General features: G+C 69.4%; 14 protein-coding genes and 1 riboswitch. Of the genes, 9 read left to right on the top strand and 5 right to left on the bottom strand.

Annotated elements, in window-relative coordinates; all coding sequences use genetic code 11:
- The first annotated feature begins 71 nt into the window (after window positions 1-71).
- The 7 genes from shc (at window position 72) to AB0M67_RS29255 (ending at window position 8,175) form a co-directional block, all read left to right on the top strand.
- Window positions 72-2,084 carry a squalene--hopene cyclase gene (gene shc, locus AB0M67_RS29285; protein ID WP_365750272.1) on the top strand — a complete coding sequence of 671 codons (2,013 nt, stop codon included), beginning with the start codon at window positions 72-74 and terminating at the stop codon, window positions 2,082-2,084.
- Window positions 2,084-2,773, top strand: a complete 690-nt coding sequence (locus AB0M67_RS29280) for a 1-hydroxy-2-methyl-2-butenyl 4-diphosphate reductase (RefSeq protein WP_365750270.1) — start codon at window positions 2,084-2,086, stop codon at window positions 2,771-2,773. Before shc ends, AB0M67_RS29280 begins: the two co-directional genes overlap by 1 nt.
- 5 nt (window positions 2,774-2,778) lie before the next feature.
- Window positions 2,779-3,798, top strand: a complete 1,020-nt coding sequence (gene hpnH / locus AB0M67_RS29275) for an adenosyl-hopene transferase HpnH (protein ID WP_365750268.1) — start codon at window positions 2,779-2,781, stop codon at window positions 3,796-3,798.
- A gap of 96 nt (window positions 3,799-3,894) precedes the next feature.
- On the top strand, window positions 3,895-5,859 hold the full coding sequence (gene dxs / locus AB0M67_RS29270; RefSeq protein ID WP_365750266.1) for a 1-deoxy-D-xylulose-5-phosphate synthase: 1,965 nt from the start codon (window positions 3,895-3,897) through the stop codon (window positions 5,857-5,859).
- On the top strand, window positions 5,856-7,247 hold the full coding sequence (locus AB0M67_RS29265; RefSeq protein ID WP_365750264.1) for an aspartate aminotransferase family protein: 1,392 nt from the start codon (window positions 5,856-5,858) through the stop codon (window positions 7,245-7,247). Before dxs ends, AB0M67_RS29265 begins: the two co-directional genes overlap by 4 nt.
- A gap of 80 nt (window positions 7,248-7,327) precedes the next feature.
- Complete coding sequence (locus tag AB0M67_RS29260) at window positions 7,328-7,951, top strand: XRE family transcriptional regulator (RefSeq protein ID WP_365750263.1); 624 nt, start codon at window positions 7,328-7,330, stop codon at window positions 7,949-7,951.
- A gap of 23 nt (window positions 7,952-7,974) precedes the next feature.
- Window positions 7,975-8,175: a DUF6126 family protein gene (locus AB0M67_RS29255; RefSeq protein ID WP_365750261.1), complete on the top strand. Its 201-nt coding sequence runs from the start codon at window positions 7,975-7,977 to the stop codon at window positions 8,173-8,175.
- Window positions 8,176-8,199: 24 nt separating this feature from the next.
- Here AB0M67_RS29255 and AB0M67_RS29250 read toward each other — a convergent pair whose 3' ends face one another.
- Complete coding sequence (locus tag AB0M67_RS29250) at window positions 8,200-9,006, bottom strand: tyrosine-protein phosphatase (protein ID WP_365750259.1); 807 nt, start codon at window positions 9,004-9,006, stop codon at window positions 8,200-8,202.
- Window positions 9,007-9,434: 428 nt separating this feature from the next.
- Window positions 9,435-9,626, top strand: a riboswitch (cyclic di-AMP (ydaO/yuaA leader).
- Between the two features lie 4 nt (window positions 9,627-9,630).
- On the opposite strand from AB0M67_RS29250, the gene AB0M67_RS29245 reads away from it, so the two are divergent.
- Window positions 9,631-10,686 carry a LysM peptidoglycan-binding domain-containing M23 family metallopeptidase gene (locus AB0M67_RS29245; protein ID WP_365750257.1) on the top strand — a complete coding sequence of 352 codons (1,056 nt, stop codon included), beginning with the start codon at window positions 9,631-9,633 and terminating at the stop codon, window positions 10,684-10,686.
- A gap of 170 nt (window positions 10,687-10,856) precedes the next feature.
- On the top strand, window positions 10,857-11,681 hold the full coding sequence (locus tag AB0M67_RS29240) for an SGNH/GDSL hydrolase family protein (protein WP_365750255.1): 825 nt from the start codon (window positions 10,857-10,859) through the stop codon (window positions 11,679-11,681).
- Here AB0M67_RS29240 and AB0M67_RS29235 read toward each other — a convergent pair.
- Genes AB0M67_RS29235 through AB0M67_RS29220 form a run of 4 tightly spaced genes read right to left on the bottom strand, consistent with a single transcriptional unit; the run spans window position 11,671 to window position 15,891 of the window.
- Complete coding sequence (locus AB0M67_RS29235) at window positions 11,671-12,549, bottom strand: STM4011 family radical SAM protein (RefSeq protein ID WP_365750253.1); 879 nt, start codon at window positions 12,547-12,549, stop codon at window positions 11,671-11,673. The two genes, AB0M67_RS29240 and AB0M67_RS29235, sit on opposite strands and share 11 nt — an antisense overlap.
- Window positions 12,550-12,557: 8 nt before the next feature.
- Window positions 12,558-13,910 carry an STM4012 family radical SAM protein gene (locus AB0M67_RS29230; RefSeq protein WP_365750251.1) on the bottom strand — a complete coding sequence of 451 codons (1,353 nt, stop codon included), beginning with the start codon at window positions 13,908-13,910 and terminating at the stop codon, window positions 12,558-12,560.
- A complete protein-coding gene (locus AB0M67_RS29225) occupies window positions 13,907-14,719 on the bottom strand; it encodes an STM4013/SEN3800 family hydrolase (protein WP_365750314.1) in 813 nt (270 codons plus the stop codon). Before AB0M67_RS29225 ends, AB0M67_RS29230 begins: the two co-directional genes overlap by 4 nt.
- Window positions 14,716-15,891, bottom strand: coding sequence for an STM4014 family protein (locus AB0M67_RS29220; protein ID WP_365750249.1), 1,176 nt, complete (start codon window positions 15,889-15,891; stop codon window positions 14,716-14,718). Before AB0M67_RS29220 ends, AB0M67_RS29225 begins: the two co-directional genes overlap by 4 nt.
- Window positions 15,892-15,894: the final 3 nt, after the last annotated feature.

The raw sequence follows: 15,894 nt of genomic DNA, 5'->3' as shown, positions 1-15,894 counted from the left end.
ATAGCCCTTAGGGCGCCGGACGACGGAGACCCCAGCACAGCAGAAGCACACGACTGCACGAAGGGGAAGCCATGACAGCGACGACCGACGGAAGCACCGGGGCCGTGGGACCCCGCGCAGCCTCGGCCAGCAGACCGACCGAAACCACCATCCCCGCGGCGGGCGGTGACCTTCGAGTCGCCGCCGAGCGGGCCACCGCACGATCCGTCGAGCATCTGCTCGGCAGGCAGGACGCCCAGGGCTGGTGGAAGGGCGACCTGGCGACCAATGTGACGATGGACGCCGAGGATCTGCTGCTCCGCCAGTTCCTCGGAATCCAGGACGCGCGCACCACAGAGGCATCGGCCCTCTTCATCCGTGGTGAGCAGCGCTCGGACGGTACGTGGTCCACCTTCTACGGAGGGCCCGGCGAACTCTCCGCCACCATCGAGGCGTATGTCGCCCTGCGACTGGCCGGAGACAGTCCCGAGGACCCGCACATGGCGCGCGCCTCGCGCTGGGTGCGCGAACACGGCGGTATCGCGGGCTCCCGGGTCTTCACCCGGGTCTGGCTCGCCCTCTTCGGCTGGTGGAAGTGGGACGATCTGCCCGAACTGCCGCCCGAACTCATCTTCTTCCCCAAGTGGTTCCCGCTCAACATCTATGACTTCGGCTGCTGGGCACGGCAGACGATCGTGCCGCTCACCATCGTCTCCGCGAAGCGGCCCGTACGCCCCGCTCCCTTCCCGCTGGACGAGCTGCGCGCCGACCCCGCGCGCCCCGGCACGGGCAAGTCCGTCGCGCCCATGACCAGTTGGGACGGCGTGTTCCAGCGCCTCGACAAGGCGCTGCGCGCGTACCACAAGATCGCGCCGCGCCGGCTGCGCCGTACCGCGATGAACGCCGCCGCGCGCTGGATCATCGAACGGCAGGAGAACGACGGCTGCTGGGGCGGAATCCAGCCTCCGGCCGTCTACTCCGTGATCGCCCTGCATCTGCTCGGCTACGACCTCGACCACCCGATCATGCGCGCCGGTCTGGAATCACTCGACCGGTTCGCCGTACGGCGCGAGGACGGCGCCCGGATGATCGAGGCCTGTCAGTCCCCGGTCTGGGACACCTGCCTCGCCACCATCGCACTCGCCGACGCCGGTCTGGATCCGGACCATCCGGCCCTGGTCAAGGCCGCCGACTGGATGCTCGGCGAGCAGATCGTGCGCCCCGGCGACTGGTCCGTACGCCGGCCCGGACTCGACCCGGGCGGCTGGGCGTTCGAGTTCCACAACGACAACTACCCCGATATCGACGACACCGCCGAGGTCATCCTCGCGCTGCGCCGGGTCAGGCACCCGGACGGCAAGCGGCTCGACGCGGCCATCGAGCGCGGCGCCCGGTGGAATCTGGGCATGCAGTCGAGGAACGGAGCCTGGGGCGCCTTCGACGCCGACAACACCAGCCCGTTCCCCAACCGACTGCCCTTCTGCGACTTCGGCGAGGTCATCGACCCGCCGTCCGCGGATGTCACCGCGCATGTCGTTGAGATGCTCGCCTTCGAGGGCAAGTCCCATCACCCCCGCACCCGGCGCGGAATCGACTGGCTCCTCGCCGAACAGGAGACCAACGGCGCCTGGTTCGGCCGCTGGGGCGTCAACTACGTATACGGGACAGGGTCGGTGGTGCCCGCGCTGACCGCGGCCGGACTGCCGGCCTCCCATCCCGCGATCCGCCGCGCGGTCAGCTGGCTCGAATCCGTGCAGAACGAGGACGGCGGCTGGGGCGAGGATCTGCGCTCGTACGACGACGAGGAGTGGATCGGACGCGGTGCCACGACCGCCTCCCAGACCGCCTGGGCGCTGCTGGCGCTCCTCGCCGCCGGCGAGCGGGAGAGCAAGGCCGTCGAACGGGGAATCGCCTGGCTCGCCGCGGCTCAGCGGGAGGACGGCTCCTGGGACGAGCCGTACTTCACCGGTACCGGCTTTCCCTGGGACTTCTCGATCAACTACCACCTCTACCGGCAGGTCTTCCCGCTCACCGCGCTCGGCAGGTACCTCCATGGCGAGCCCAAGCCGCTCGCGGTCCTCGCGGGCGACCGCAAGGGCAGCTGATGGAACGGTCCTCCGACCCGTCCTCGGCTCCGTCCTCCGGTCCGTCGCCGGGTCCGGTACCCGGTCCCGCCGCGCCGCTGCTGATCGCCTGCGCGCTCGGCATCGAGCGGTTCGCCCTGCGCGCGGGGCGGGCCGGTGCGGCGGGGCCGGTGACCATCCTGCGTACGGGCATGGGACCCAAGAACGCCCGGCGCGCCGTGACACGTGTGCTCGGAGAGGCCAGGAACAGAGATGCCGCCGTGATCGCGTCCGGGTTCTGTGCCGGACTCGTCCCGGGGATGAACCCCGGGGATCTGATCGTCGCCGACGAGACCCGGCACCCGGATGGAGCCACGCCCTGTACGGACACCGCACTGCTGGTGGAGGCGCTGGCCAGGGCAGTGCCCGGCCATACGGTCCACACCGGCCCGCTGACCGGCTCCGACCATGTGATCCGTGGTCAGGAGCGGGCCGAGCTGCGTGCCACGGGTGCGGTCGCGGTGGACATGGAGTCCGCCGCCACACTCCGAAGTGCTCTGAGCGCCGGGTCCCGCCCGGTTGCGGCCGTCCGGGTGGTCGTGGACGCTCCAGAGCATGAGCTCGTCCGTATTGGCACAGTGCGCGGTGGAATATCAGCCTTCCGCGTTCTCCGTGCCGTCCTCCCAGCTTTCCATGAATGGCACCGTTCTTTGCTGCTCCCCAGGAGGTGAGCTAGATGGCCATGCCGCTCCGTCAGACCATCAGGGTCGGGACGTACCTCTTTGAACAGAAGCTCCGCAAGCGTAAGAAGTTTCCGCTCATCGTCGAGCTGGAACCCCTCTTCGCCTGCAATCTGAAATGTGAGGGCTGCGGCAAGATCCAGCACCCGGCCGGCATCCTGAAGCAGCGTATGCCCGTTGCCCAGGCCGTCGGGGCGGTGCTGGAGTCCGGGGCGCCCATGGTCTCCATCGCCGGTGGCGAGCCGCTGATGCATCCGCAGATCGACGAGATCGTCCGGCAGCTGGTGGCGAAGAGGAAATACGTCTTCCTGTGCACCAACGCGATGCTGCTGCGCAAGAAGATCGAGAAATTCAAGCCTTCGCCGTATTTCGCCTTCGCGGTGCACATCGACGGGCTGCGTGAGCGGCACGACGAGTCCGTGGCGAAGGAAGGTGTGTTCGACGAGGCCGTGGCGGCCATCAAGGAGGCCAAGCGCCGCGGCTTCCGGGTGACCACCAACTCCACCTTCTTCAACACCGACACCCCGCAGACCATCATCGAGGTGCTCAACTATCTCAATGACGATCTGAAGGTCGACGAGATGATGATCTCGCCCGCCTATGCCTATGAGAAGGCCCCCGATCAGGAGCACTTCCTGGGAGTCGAGCAGACCCGGGAGCTGTTCAGGAAATCGTTCGCCGGGGGAAACCGGGCGCGCTGGCGTCTCAACCACTCACCGCTGTTCCTGGACTTCCTCGAAGGCAAGGCCGACTTCCCGTGCACGGCGTGGGCCATCCCCAACTACTCGCTCTTCGGCTGGCAGCGCCCCTGCTATCTGATGAGCGACGGGTATGTGCCGACGTACCGGCAGCTCATCGAGGAGACGGACTGGGACAAGTACGGCCGCGGCAAGGACGCGCGCTGCGCCAACTGCATGGCGCACTGCGGCTATGAGCCGACCGCCGTCCTCGCCACCATGGGCTCGCTCAAGGAGTCCCTGCGGGCGGTCCGTGAGACGGTCGCCGGGACGCGGTGACGAGATGACCGCAGGAGAGCCAGTCCCGCCGGGGTTCCCTCGGGGACTCCCGCCGTCACCGTGAGCTGAAGAAGCATTCCGAGAGGGGGCCCGAGCGTGTCAGTCTTGGAGAATATCCGGGGGCCGCGTGATCTCAAGGCGCTGAGTGAAAGCGACATGAGTGAACTGGCCGAGGACATCAGACAGTTCCTGATTCAGGCGGTCGCCAGAACCGGCGGCCATCTCGGGCCCAACCTCGGAGTGGTGGAGCTGACCATCGCCCTGCACCGGGTCTTCGATTCGCCTGTCGACCGAATTCTGTGGGACACCGGCCATCAGAGCTATGTCCATAAACTCCTCACCGGCAGACAGGACTTCTCCAAACTGCGTGGCAAGGGCGGTCTTTCCGGTTATCCCTCCCGCGCCGAGTCCGTGCACGATGTCATCGAGAACTCGCACGCCTCCACGGTGCTCGGCTGGGCCGACGGACTCGCCAAGGCCCGTGAGGTGCTGGGCGGTGAGGACCATGTCGTCGCGGTCATCGGGGACGGGGCGCTCACCGGCGGAATGGCCTGGGAGGCGCTGAACAATATCGCCGCGGCCAAGGACCGGCCCCTGATCATCGTGGTCAACGACAATGAACGGTCCTACGGTCCGACGATAGGCGGACTCGCCGACCACCTCGCCACGCTCCGTACCACCGACGGTTATGAGAGCGTCCTGGCCTGGGGCAAGGACGTACTCCAACGCACCCCCGTGGTGGGCCGGACCCTGTACGAGTCGCTGCACGGTGCGAAGAAGGGGTTCAAGGACACCTTCGCCCCCCAGGGCATGTTCGAGGACCTCGGTCTCAAATATGTCGGACCGGTCGACGGCCATGACACCGTTGCCCTGGAATCGGCGCTGCGGCGCGCGAAACGCTTCCACGGACCCGTACTGGTGCACTGTCTGACGGAGAAGGGGCGCGGCTACGCGCCGGCGCTGGAGGACGAGGCGGACCGCTTCCATACGGTCGGCGTGATGGATCCACTGACCTGCGAGCCGCTGGCACCATCCAGCGGCCCGTCGTGGACCTCCGTGTTCCGCGACGAGATCGTCGCGATCGGCGAGGAGCGGCCTGATGTGGTGGCGATCACGGCGGCCATGCTGCACCCCGTCGGGCTGACGAAGTTCGCCGAGCGATTCCCGGACCGGGTCTGGGACGTGGGGATCGCCGAGCAGCACGCGGCGGTCTCCGCGGCCGGGCTCGCCACCGGCGGGCTGCACCCGGTCGTCGCCGTCTACGCCACATTCCTCAACCGCGCCTTCGACCAGTTGCTGATGGATGTCGCCCTGCACCGGTGCGGCGTCACGTTCGTACTCGACCGGGCCGGGGTCACCGGGGTCGACGGAGCCTCGCACAACGGCATGTGGGACATGTCGATCCTCCAGTGCGTGCCCGGACTGCGCATCGCGGCGCCGCGCGACGCCGGACAGCTGAGGGCGCAGCTGCGCGAGGCGGTGGACGTGGCCGACGCGCCGACCGTGGTGCGGTTCGCCAAGGAGTCCGCGGGGCCGGAGATCCCGGCCGTCGGGCGCGTGGGCGGGATGGACGTCCTGCGCCGCGCGGCCGACGCCGAGGTGCTGCTCGTATCGGTGGGCGTGCTCGCGCCCGTATGTCTCCGGGCGGCACAGCTGCTCGCGGAGCGCGGTATCGGCTGCACGGTGGTCGATCCCCGATGGGTCAAGCCCGTCGACGAACAGCTCGCCCCGCTGGCCGAACGGCACCGGCTGGTCGCGGTCGTCGAGGACAACAGCCGCAGCGGTGGGGTGGGTTCGGCCGTGGGACAGTCGCTGCGTGACGCGGGGGTGGACGTACCGCTGCGGACCTTCGGAATCCCCGAGGAGTTCCTGGCCCACGCGAAGCGGGGTGAGGTGCTGGCCGACATCGGTCTCACTCCGGTGGAGATCGCGGGACGGATCAGCGCCGTCCTGGCAGCCAAGAAGACCCCGGCACCCAGGAAGACCCCGGCACCCGGGAAGCCACGCGTAGGGCAGCCGGCGCGCGAGCAGAGCCCGGCAGGCAAGGAGAGCACGGAATGACCGAGCCCACGGGCTTCGACCTGTCCCGGCTGCTCGCGGAGCGCGGCGCCGAGCGCTACGAGCTGTACACCAAGCACCTCAACCACCAGCTTCCGCGCATGCTGCACACCATCGGCTTCGACCGGTTCTACGAGCGGGCCGAGGGGGCCTACTTCTGGGACGAGGACGGCAACGACTATCTCGACATGCTCGCCGGCTTCGGCGTCATGGGCCTCGGCCGGCACCATCCCGTCGTACGCAAGGCGCTGCACGATGTCCTCGACGCCTCGCTCGCCGACCTCACCCGCTTCGACTGCCAGCCGCTGCCCGGACTGCTCGCCGAGAAGCTGCTCGCGCACTCCCCGCATCTGGACCGGGTGTTCTTCGGCAACAGCGGTACGGAAGCCGTGGAGACGGCGCTGAAGTTCGCCCGGTACGCGACGGGCAGGCCCAGAATCCTCTACTGCTCGCACGCCTTCCACGGGCTCACCACGGGCTCGCTGTCGGTCAACGGCGAGGACGGCTTCCGGGACGGTTTCGCGCCGCTGCTGCCCGACACCGCCCTCGCGCTCGGCGATCTCGACGCGCTGGAGAGGGAGCTCAAGCGCGGCGATGTGGCCGCCTTCGTCGTCGAACCGATCCAGGGCAAGGGCGTCCACGAGACCCCGCCCGGTTTTCTGCGCGCCGCCCAGGAACTGCTGCACAGGCACCGGGCACTGCTCATCGTCGACGAGGTGCAGACCGGCCTCGGCAGGACCGGGGACTTCTACGCGTACCAGCACGAGGACGGGGTGGAGCCGGATCTCGTCTGTGTGGCCAAGGCGCTCTCCGGCGGCTATGTGCCCGTCGGCGCGACCCTCGGCAAGGACTGGATCTTCAAGAAGGTCTACTCCTCGATGGACCGGGTGCTTGTCCACTCGGCGAGCTTCGGATCCAACGCCCAGGCCATGGCCGCGGGCCTGGCCGTGCTGTCCGTGATGGAGGACGAGAACGTCGTCGCCAACGCACGGGTCACCGGGGATCTCCTCAGGTCACGACTGGCCGCGCTCGTCGACCGTTATGAGCTGCTGTACGAGGTACGCGGCCGTGGCCTGATGATCGGCATCGAGTTCGGCCGGCCGAACTCGATCAAGCTGCGCGGTCGCTGGACCATGCTCCAGGCGGCCCGCAAGGGACTCTTCGCGCAGATGGTGGTCGTACCGCTGCTCCAGAAGCACCGGATCCTCACCCAGGTCTCCGGTGACCATCTGGAGGTGATCAAGCTGATCCCGCCGCTGACCATCGGCGAACGGGAGGTCGAGCGCTTCGTGGACGCCTTCACGGCGGTCATGGACGACGCGCACGGCGGCGGCGGACTGATGTGGGACTTCGGCAGGACCCTGGTGAAGCAGGCCGTGGCCAACCGCTAGAGCCTCCAGCGCGCCACGGGAGTTTTTGCCTCCTAGGTAAGAAATTTGCCACGGAGGAAAATTCCTGGCGCAATGAAGGTATGAGTACCCCTCCTGCTGGAGAGGCCGCCGAAGGGCTGCCCGACCAGTTGCCCGATGTCGCACCCCGCCTGCGCGAGCTGCGCCGCGGCCGACGGCTCACCCTGGAGACCGCCGCCGGGCGGGCCGGGCTCTCTCCCGCCCATCTCTCCCGGCTGGAGACCGGCCACAGACAGCCGTCGCTCCCGATGCTGCTGAGCCTTGCCCGTATCTACGGTACGACGGTCTCCGAGCTGCTCGGGGAGATGCCGCCGGAGCGTGATCCGATCGTCCGGGCCAACCGGATGGAACCGGTCGAGGCCGACGGCTGGACGTACCACCAGGCGGGCGGCTCGGGACGGGCCATGCAGCCCCTGCGGGTCCAGGTCCCGTACGGGGCGCAGGGCGACCTCGTCCGCGTACACCCGGGTGAGGAGTGGCTCTATGTCCTCGAAGGGCGGCTGCGGCTGACCCTCGGGGACGCCGCCCACATACTCGACCCCGGGGACAGCGCGCACTTCGACTCGCTCACCCCGCACCGGATCGCGGCGGCCGGACCCGAGGGGACCGAGCTGCTCTTCGTCCATACTCTGCTGCAGAGCCCCGCCGCCGAGTTGTGCCTCGGTGCCGGGGCCCATCGCCGCTGACCTGCTGAGAGAGGTCTGCCACCATGCCCGAGTCAGAGAACCCCGTGCCCGGCCCGGCCGACGGACCGGAAGGCCGGCCCACACCCGCCGGGTCCGGTCATGTCATGAAGGAAGAGGGGAAGTTCCCGCGCGGGCTGGTCATCCGGCTCTTCGCCTATCTGATCGCCGGCCATCTCTTCGCGGCCTTCCTCTATCTGCTCTTCGAGATGGGTGCGCGGGGGTAGCGGCGTCCCCTTTGACGACAGGATCTAGTCGAGGAGGCGGGTGCGAAGCCGCTCGCGGGTCTCGGGGGTGAGCCCGAGACCCTCGGTCAGATAGCGGTCGGTGGTGCCCCAGGTCTTCTCGATGGTCTCGAAGGCCGCCGCGAGGTATTCGGCGCGAGCGTCGAAGAGCGGGCTGAGCAGCTCCATCACCTCCGAGGACATCCCGGTGGGGGAGTTGTCGCTGCGCTGGATCGGGTAGCGGCGGTGCGGGTCGTTCGACTTCAGATAGTCGGCCTGGATCGCCTCGGGCTCCACCCCGACCGCGAGCAGGGTCACCGCGATGGAGAGCCCCGCCCGGTCCTTGCCGGCCGCGCAGTGCATGAGTGCCGGAACGCTGTCCTCGGCGAGGGAGTGCAGGACGCGGCTGTGCTCGGCGGTGCGTTCCGTGATGATCATCCGGTACGAGTCGATCATCCGGGTCGCCGCTCTGTCGTCCGAGAGGAGCGAGCGCAGCTGGTCGAGATCGCCGTCCCGCACCATCCGCCAGAACTCGGCGCCGTCCGCCGGATCGGTGAGCGGCAGGTTCACATTGCGTACGCCGGGCAGTGCCACGTCCGCGCCGTCCAGCTTCAGATCGGCGGCGTTACGGAAGTCGAAGATCGTGTGCAGGCCGAGGGAGGAGAGGAAGGCGGCATCGGCCGGGGTGGCGTTGGCGAGATGTCCGCTGCGGAAGAGCCTGCCGTGGGTCACCCGCCGGCCGTCCGTGGTCGGCAGTCCGCCCACATCGCGGAAGTTGCGCACGCCGGACAACTCGGGCTCTGTCGACGGGACCTGCGGCAGCTGCTGCGTCACGGCGTGCTCCTCCGTGTCTGCCGTCGGCGCGGCTCGCCGACGATGTCGACTTCTGACCCTACGACATTTGTTCCTCAGGCAACCTGTGGCAATCGGCCCGGCCTCTGAGGGGTCAGAAGCGCATTATTCGGACACCTCGCGCGGATGAATCGCGGATGAATATCGCCCACATGTACATCTGTCCGGAATGGGTGATTCCGGATAACCTGCCCCGGTCGCGGGGGAGATGGGCTCCGGTCCGTGAGCAGGATCATATCCGTGACGTTGCGTGGCGGTATCGGGTGGGGGAATTGCTGCTCCGTAAGGTAATTGGAGACCGGAATCCACACAGGGTGACCGAATATCCCGAGCGATATCCGGAACGGGCGCCACCGCCCGAATACAGCATCTTGTTCCGGCCGTCCGGCTCGCTTACCTTCAGCCTCAATCCGAGCGGATCGCCGAATCCTGCCGCCGCTCGGAATTCGCATCCACCCATCAACGCGTGGCAGGAGCGGGGGAACCAGGTAGTACGCCGATCCGGAAGTTCGGACGGCTCGGGGTGAAGTCGCGCACCACGCGCGGCCGGGCAGCTCCAGCCCGAACCCGACAGCTCACCTCGCAGGCGCCGGAGAGGAATTCGCCATGCCCTCGAAGGGTAAGCACCGCCGTCCCAAGTCCAATTCGATCTCGCGCGGATTCATCGCCGCGGGCACGGGTGGCGCGGCAATCGCGCTTCCGCTCATCGGCGCCACCGGCGCGCACGCCGCGGAGAAGGCCGCCCCCGCCGTCGCTCCGCAGGCCGCCTCCGCCTCGGCGCAGAACGTCAAGAATCTGTCCGGCGCCCAGCAGCGGGCCGAGACGAAGCAGATCGCCACCCAGGCCGCCACCAAGGTCGCGAGGACCTACACCGTGGTCTCCGGCGACTATCTCTCCAAGATCGCCGTCGAGCACCATGTACGGGGCGGCTGGCATCGGCTGTATCAGGACAACCGCGAGGCCGTGGGCGACAACCCGTCGCTGATCCACCCCGGCCTGAAGCTGACCCTCGGCGCGCGGGCCGCGGCGAGCGCGCCGTCCGAGGCCCCGGCGGAGCCCTCCAGTTCCTCGGCCGACTCCGGCTCGTCGGCCGACGCCACCTCCTCGGACGACACCACCTCTTCGGACGACTCCACCTCTTCGGACGACTCCGCCAGTTCCTCGGCCGACTCCTCGTCGAGCGGTTCGACGCAGGAGCCCGCCGCCTCGACCCCCGAGGAGGCCCCCGCCGCCGACCCCGCGGAGCAGAGCAGCGGTTCCGGCTTCACCGCGCCGGTCGACGGCCCGACCTCCACGCCGTACCGCGCCTCCGGCTCCAGCTGGTCCAGCGGCTACCACACCGGTGTCGACTTCTCGGCCTCCTCGGGCACCCCCGTGAAGGCGGTCAGTGACGGCACGGTCGTGTCGGCCGGCTGGGGTGGCGCGTACGGCAACCAGGTCGTCATCCAGCACAGCGACGGCATGTACTCGCAGTACGGTCACCTGTCGTCCCTGGAGGTCTCCGCGGGCGAGAGCGTCAGCGCGGGTCAGCAGATCGGACTCTCCGGTTCCACCGGCAATTCCACCGGTCCGCACCTGCACTTCGAGATCCGTACCGGCCCCGATTACGGCTCGGACGTCGACCCGGTGGCCTACCTCCGGCAGAACGGCGTGAACGTCTGATTCATCGGATCACGACAGCCCATTCCGCCGCCCGGCACTTTCCGTGCCGGGCGGCGGCCGTTTCCTCCTATTCCCGCTTGGCCGAAACTTGACCGATGGCATATCTCACCCGGCGTCAACCCCTCCTTACGGTCGCGTAGGTCACATCTGCCGGTGGATGATGTGGTGCTGTGGCAGACGATTCGAGATCAAGAAGAAATGGCGTACTCGGGTCGTACGCGGCGATCGGCGACAGCTTCACCGAAGGGGTGGGCGACCCGGGCCCCGACGGGATGTATGTCGGCTGGGCGGACCGCCTCGCGGTTCTGCTCGCCGACCAACTGCCGGTCTCGGGTGCGACGGCGGACACTGTCCATGGCGATTTCCGGTACGCCAATCTCGCCGTACGCGGCCGGCTCCTCGATCAGATCGTCGACGAACAGATACCACGCGCGAAGGAACTCGCCCCGGATCTGGTGACGTTCTGCGCCGGCGGCAATGACATCATCCGGCCCGGCACCGACCCCGACGATGTCGCCGAACGTTTCGAGCGGGCCGTCGCCGATCTCTCCGGTGCCGTCGGCGCGGTCATGGTGACCACCGGCTTCGACACCCGGGGCGTACCCGTCCTGCGCCATCTGCGCGGCAAGATCGCCACCTACACCGCCCATGTGCGGGCCATCGCGGACCGCTACGACTGTCCGGTGCTCGACCTCTGGTCGCTCAAGTCCGTACAGGACAGGCGGGCCTGGGACGGCGACCGGCTGCATCTGTCACCCGAGGGACACACCCGCGTCGCGCTGCGCGCCGCGCAGGTGCTCGGACTCGATGTGCCCGCCGACCCCGACCAGCCATGGCCGCCACAGCCGCCGCGCGGGACGCTTGAGGTACGGCGCGACGACATCCACTGGGCGCGCGAGTATCTGGTGCCGTGGATCGGGCGACGGCTGCGCGGCGAGTCCTCCGGCGATCATGTCGAAGCGAAGCGGCCGGACCTCTTGCCCCTCAAGTACTGACACCGGGGGCGGATCCGGCCGGTCGTATCCCCGCCGGGACCCGTTCCAGTACCCCTCCGGCGAAGACGTCGTACAACGGCAGTGTCTCCAGATGCACATAGCCGATATGGCAGTCGCACACCGCCAGCGGGCACGCCCGCGGAGCCAGCGCCCGCCGGTAGGACCCGTCGTAGAGACGGCCCAGCTCGGCGCGGACGAAGTGGCAGCGCCGCACCGTACCCTCGCCGTCCACCGAGATCACCGACTCGCCCGTCCGGCAGGGCAGACCGGCCGAGCGGTGCGGGTCCCGGCTGTAGGGGAAGAGCGGATCGAGGGCCGTCCAGCGGTCGGCCTCCTCGTCCGTATAGCTGTGCCCCTCGGCCGCGTTGATCCACAGATACACCTGCTCGGGCAGGTCCGCGCGCAGCCTGCGGGCGTGCTCCAGATGGTCCGGCAGGCCGACGACCCCCACACTGAACCGGATCGACCGGTCCGCCAGCTCATGGGTCTTGGCGAGGAAGCGGTCGTACGGCGTCTGGCCCGGGTGGTACGTACACCACAGGGCGACCTTCGCGGGATCGGCGTCCGCCAGCCAGTCGGTGCGGCAGCTGAGATTCGTCTGGATGGCGACCCGGCCGATGTGCGGCAGCAGCGACAGCTCGGTGAGGGCGCGCCGGTACCAGGAACGCACCAGCCCCTCGCCCCAGGGAGTGAACAGCACCGACAGCCTGTCCTCCCGCTGCTCCGACGCCCAGGCGGTGAAGCGCTCCAGGGCGGCCCGGTCGGCGCGCAGTTGGTCGCGGCTGTCGCGCCGCTTGGCGAACGGGCAGTAGGGACAGTCGTAGTCGCAGGAGGCGAGCGGGCCGCGGTAGAGGATGGTCAGGTCCACGGGAGGTCTCACTTCCTTTCGTACGCGGCCATCGAGGCCCGGACAGCGGGGGAGAAGAGCGCGGGACCCAGCGCGTCCGAGTACGCGAGTCCCTCGGGGGAGAGGCGCAGCAGGCCGGTCGGCGCGCTCTCGTCGAGCCAGCCGAGGGCCGCGAACCGGGCCAGCTCGGCGGGGAAGTCCTCGGCGGGACCGGAACCGAACCGCGCGCGGTACTCGGCCTCCGCCATCCCCCCGGCCTGGAGGAGGGACTGGAGAAGATGGCGACGGCGAGCCTCGTCACCGTCGATCCGGCGGCCGACCTCCGCGCGGGAGAAGTCCTCCGTCGCCGTGTAGGTATCGATGATGGCGCGTATCTCGCGCATGTCGACCGCGTAGTCGAAGGAGTAGTGGAGAGCGGAGGTGTACGAGCGGGCCCCGCAGCCCAGGCCGATCATTCCATCGGTCTGACAGGCGTAGTCGTCCGCGCCGGCGTCCTGGAACGGGATGTCCGGGCGGCGGAACATCCGCATCGACAGCTGTTCGTAGCCCTGCGCGAGCAGGTGGTCCCGGCCCTGCCGGTAGAGCCGTAGCCGCTGGTCGTCCCAGGCGGAGTCGGCGCCGGCGCCGAGCCGGCCGAGGCCCGTGAGCGGCCGTACGTACAGGGGATAGAGATAGAGCTCCTCGGGCCGCCAGGCGAGCGCGGCGTCCAGGGAGCGGCGCCAGCTCGCCTCCGTCTGGCCGTCGATGCCGTAGATGAGATCGATGTTCAGGACGGGGATCCGGGCGTCCCGTATGCGGCCGAGCGCGGCCTCGACCTCGGCGCGGCGCTGTGGGCGTACGGCCGCCTTCGCCTCCGCGTCGACGAAGCTCTGGACGCCGATGCTCAGTCGCGTGGCACCCCGCTCGGCGAGCACCGCCAGCCGGTCGGCCGTGGCCGTGGCGGGAGAGGTCTCCACGGAGAGCGGGACGGCTCGCAGGTCGGCCCCCATCCGCTTCTCCGCGATGTCGCACAGCCGGTCCAGCTCGTCGGCTTCCAGATAGGTGGGCGTACCGCCGCCGAAGGCCGCCGCGGCGAACCGAACTCTCTCCGCGCCGGCCTCCGAGTCCGCCAGGGCGTCGCGCACGGCGGTCGCCTGCCGGTCGAGCGCGTCGAGATAGCGCGTCGTCAGTTCGTCGGGGGCACCGATCCGGGTGAAGAGATTGCAGAAGCCGCAGCGGACCTCGCAGAACGGGATGTGCAGATAGAGGGAGAGCGCGTCCTTGCGTTCACCGGCCCACAGTCCACGCAGCGCCGGGCGGTCCTCCAGCGGGCGGTAGGCGGTCTTGTGCGGGTACGCGTAGACATAGCTCTCGTACGGACGAGGTGCGAGGGTGGTGCTCATCGGGCTGTCCCGCTCTCCAGGAAGAAATGGGCGTACGGCACGGTCCAGACCACCTCGTGGCCCAGACGGTGGCCGGTCCAGCCGTCGTCGCCGTAGGCGGTGCCATGGTCGGAACAGACGATCGTGAAGCAGCGCCGACGACTGCTCGCGGCGGCGAAGAGCCGGCCGATATGGCGGTCGACATACTCCAGCGCGGCGGCGTGCGTGGCCCGCGAGTCGCCCGCCTCCCGGGTGGCGCCCGGCAGATGGAACCAGTTGGGCTGGTGCAGCGCCGCCACATTGACGAACAGGAACAGCCGCTGGTCGGGCTCCAGACCGGCGACGACCTTCTCCGCGCGCTCGACCTGCGCCTCGAAGGAGTTGGTGGAGGCCACACCGAACTCCGGCTCCCAGTGGCTCTCCTGGAACATTCCCGGCAGTACGGAGCCGAGCGCGCCCCGCTGGTTGAAGAAGCCGACCCCGCCCACGCACACCGTGCGATAGCCGGCCGCCGCGAGGCCCGAGACCAGATCCGGCGTGTCATAGACGTAGGTACGCTCGGCCGTGGTCTCGCTGCCGCCGAAGCGCGCGGCGAACAGCCGTGGCCGCGGCCCCGGCACGGCGGGGGTGGGCAGAAACCCGGCGAAGATCGCCTGATGCGAGGCGTAGGTGAAACTGCCCGGCGCGTGCCGCTTCTCCCAGCGACCGCCCGGGAGATGCCGGGCGAGATGGGGGATGCGGCCACCGGCGGCCAGCTCCTCCGCGACATCGAAGCGCAGTGTGTCGAGGGTGACGAGCAGGAGATCGTCCCGCCCGACGACTTCGTTCATGTCAGGTGTCTGCACGGCGGTTCCTCGGTCGTCCGGCGCGTCGCGCGCCTCGGCAGGGCCGCGAGCTGCGCCGCGTATGTGTCCAGGCCCTCGGCGCCTCGGCCCGGCAGCCCCGTGAGACCGGGCAGCAGATCGCCGAAGGCATTGACCTCGCCGACGGCATACCGCCGCCAGCTCGGCGCGGGGAGCAGATCGACACCCACGCAATGGGTGTCGGGGAAGCAGTCGGCCGCCGCCTCACTGATGGTGAGAGCGGTGGAGAAACTGCCGCCTGACGCCTTGATCACATCGCGGGCCGCGTCGAGATCCCCGCGTGCGCCGCCCAGATGGAGATTGGTCATGGGCGACCGGCTGGTCCGCACGACCACGTGCGTGGCGCGGCCCGCGACGACCACCACCCGCAGATCCGCCGATCTGCCGTCCAGGACCCCCTTCGGTACCCACTGCTCGATATGCAGTCCGTCGGGCGCGAGGGTGTCGATGATCGCGGCCACGTCGCGCTCGCTGGTGTAGTCGCGGATCCGCAGGGAGTTGAAGAGGCGCCCCGCGCCGTCCCGTTCGACGGAGGTGAGAGCGCGCACCCGGCCGGGGCCCGCCCGCTCGACGGCCAGGACACCGGAGGCCGACGACCCGTGGGCGATCTTGACGAACGCGCGGCGGAGCCCGGCCGCGGCCATCAGCGCCCGTACCTCGTCCCAGCCGGACACGGCCGGCCCTTCGGGGCCCGAGGTGGGCGACACGGGAACGCGGACCCCCGCCGCGTCGAGCACGCCATGGCAGAGCCGCTTGTCGAAGAGGACCGCCAACTCGTCGGGATCGTCCAGCAGATCGGCTCCGGCGGCAGAGGCCGCCCGGCCGAGGCCCCGGGCGAGCGCCATGAAGCGTTCGTACCAGCGGCCCGTGCCTTCCACACGGGTCGGGTCGTCCATGTCGCGCAACAGCCGGTCCACCTCCGGGTCTTCGCCCGGGGAGTCGATCCGTACCGTCTCACCGGCCGTGAACCGCGCCCGGCCGTCGAGCACCTCGCGCCAGGGCACCTCGCGGGCGGGGGACAGCCCGGCGGCCCGCACGGCGTCCTGGAACAGGGACACGCGGCGATTGCCGGGGATCCCGACCACGACCAGCTCCGGATCGACGCCGCGCGGGGATGTGTCGCTCGGGTCGCGGGCCATCCG

It is taken from the genome of Streptomyces sp. NPDC051662, assembly GCF_040681655.1.
Lineage (GTDB): Bacteria > Actinomycetota > Actinomycetes > Streptomycetales > Streptomycetaceae > Streptomyces.
Note: the sequence above shows the minus strand (reverse complement) of the source record. Positions and strands in the feature narration are given on the sequence as shown.

Excerpts from the sequence above, each read along its gene's own strand:
- shc (WP_365750272.1), top strand. The coding sequence starts at position 72 with ATGACAGCGACGACCGACGGAAGCACCGGGGCCGTGGGACCCCGCGCA.
- AB0M67_RS29280 (WP_365750270.1), top strand. The coding sequence starts at position 2,084 with ATGGAACGGTCCTCCGACCCGTCCTCGGCTCCGTCCTCCGGTCCGTCG.
- hpnH (WP_365750268.1), top strand. The coding sequence starts at position 2,779 with ATGGCCATGCCGCTCCGTCAGACCATCAGGGTCGGGACGTACCTCTTT.
- AB0M67_RS29265 (WP_365750264.1), top strand. The coding sequence starts at position 5,856 with ATGACCGAGCCCACGGGCTTCGACCTGTCCCGGCTGCTCGCGGAGCGC.
- AB0M67_RS29260 (WP_365750263.1), top strand. The coding sequence starts at position 7,328 with ATGAGTACCCCTCCTGCTGGAGAGGCCGCCGAAGGGCTGCCCGACCAG.
- AB0M67_RS29255 (WP_365750261.1), top strand. The coding sequence starts at position 7,975 with ATGCCCGAGTCAGAGAACCCCGTGCCCGGCCCGGCCGACGGACCGGAA.
- AB0M67_RS29245 (WP_365750257.1), top strand. The coding sequence starts at position 9,631 with ATGCCCTCGAAGGGTAAGCACCGCCGTCCCAAGTCCAATTCGATCTCG.
- AB0M67_RS29230 (WP_365750251.1), bottom strand. The coding sequence starts at position 13,910 with ATGAGCACCACCCTCGCACCTCGTCCGTACGAGAGCTATGTCTACGCG.
- AB0M67_RS29225 (WP_365750314.1), bottom strand. The coding sequence starts at position 14,719 with ATGAACGAAGTCGTCGGGCGGGACGATCTCCTGCTCGTCACCCTCGAC.
- AB0M67_RS29220 (WP_365750249.1), bottom strand. The coding sequence starts at position 15,891 with ATGGCCCGCGACCCGAGCGACACATCCCCGCGCGGCGTCGATCCGGAG.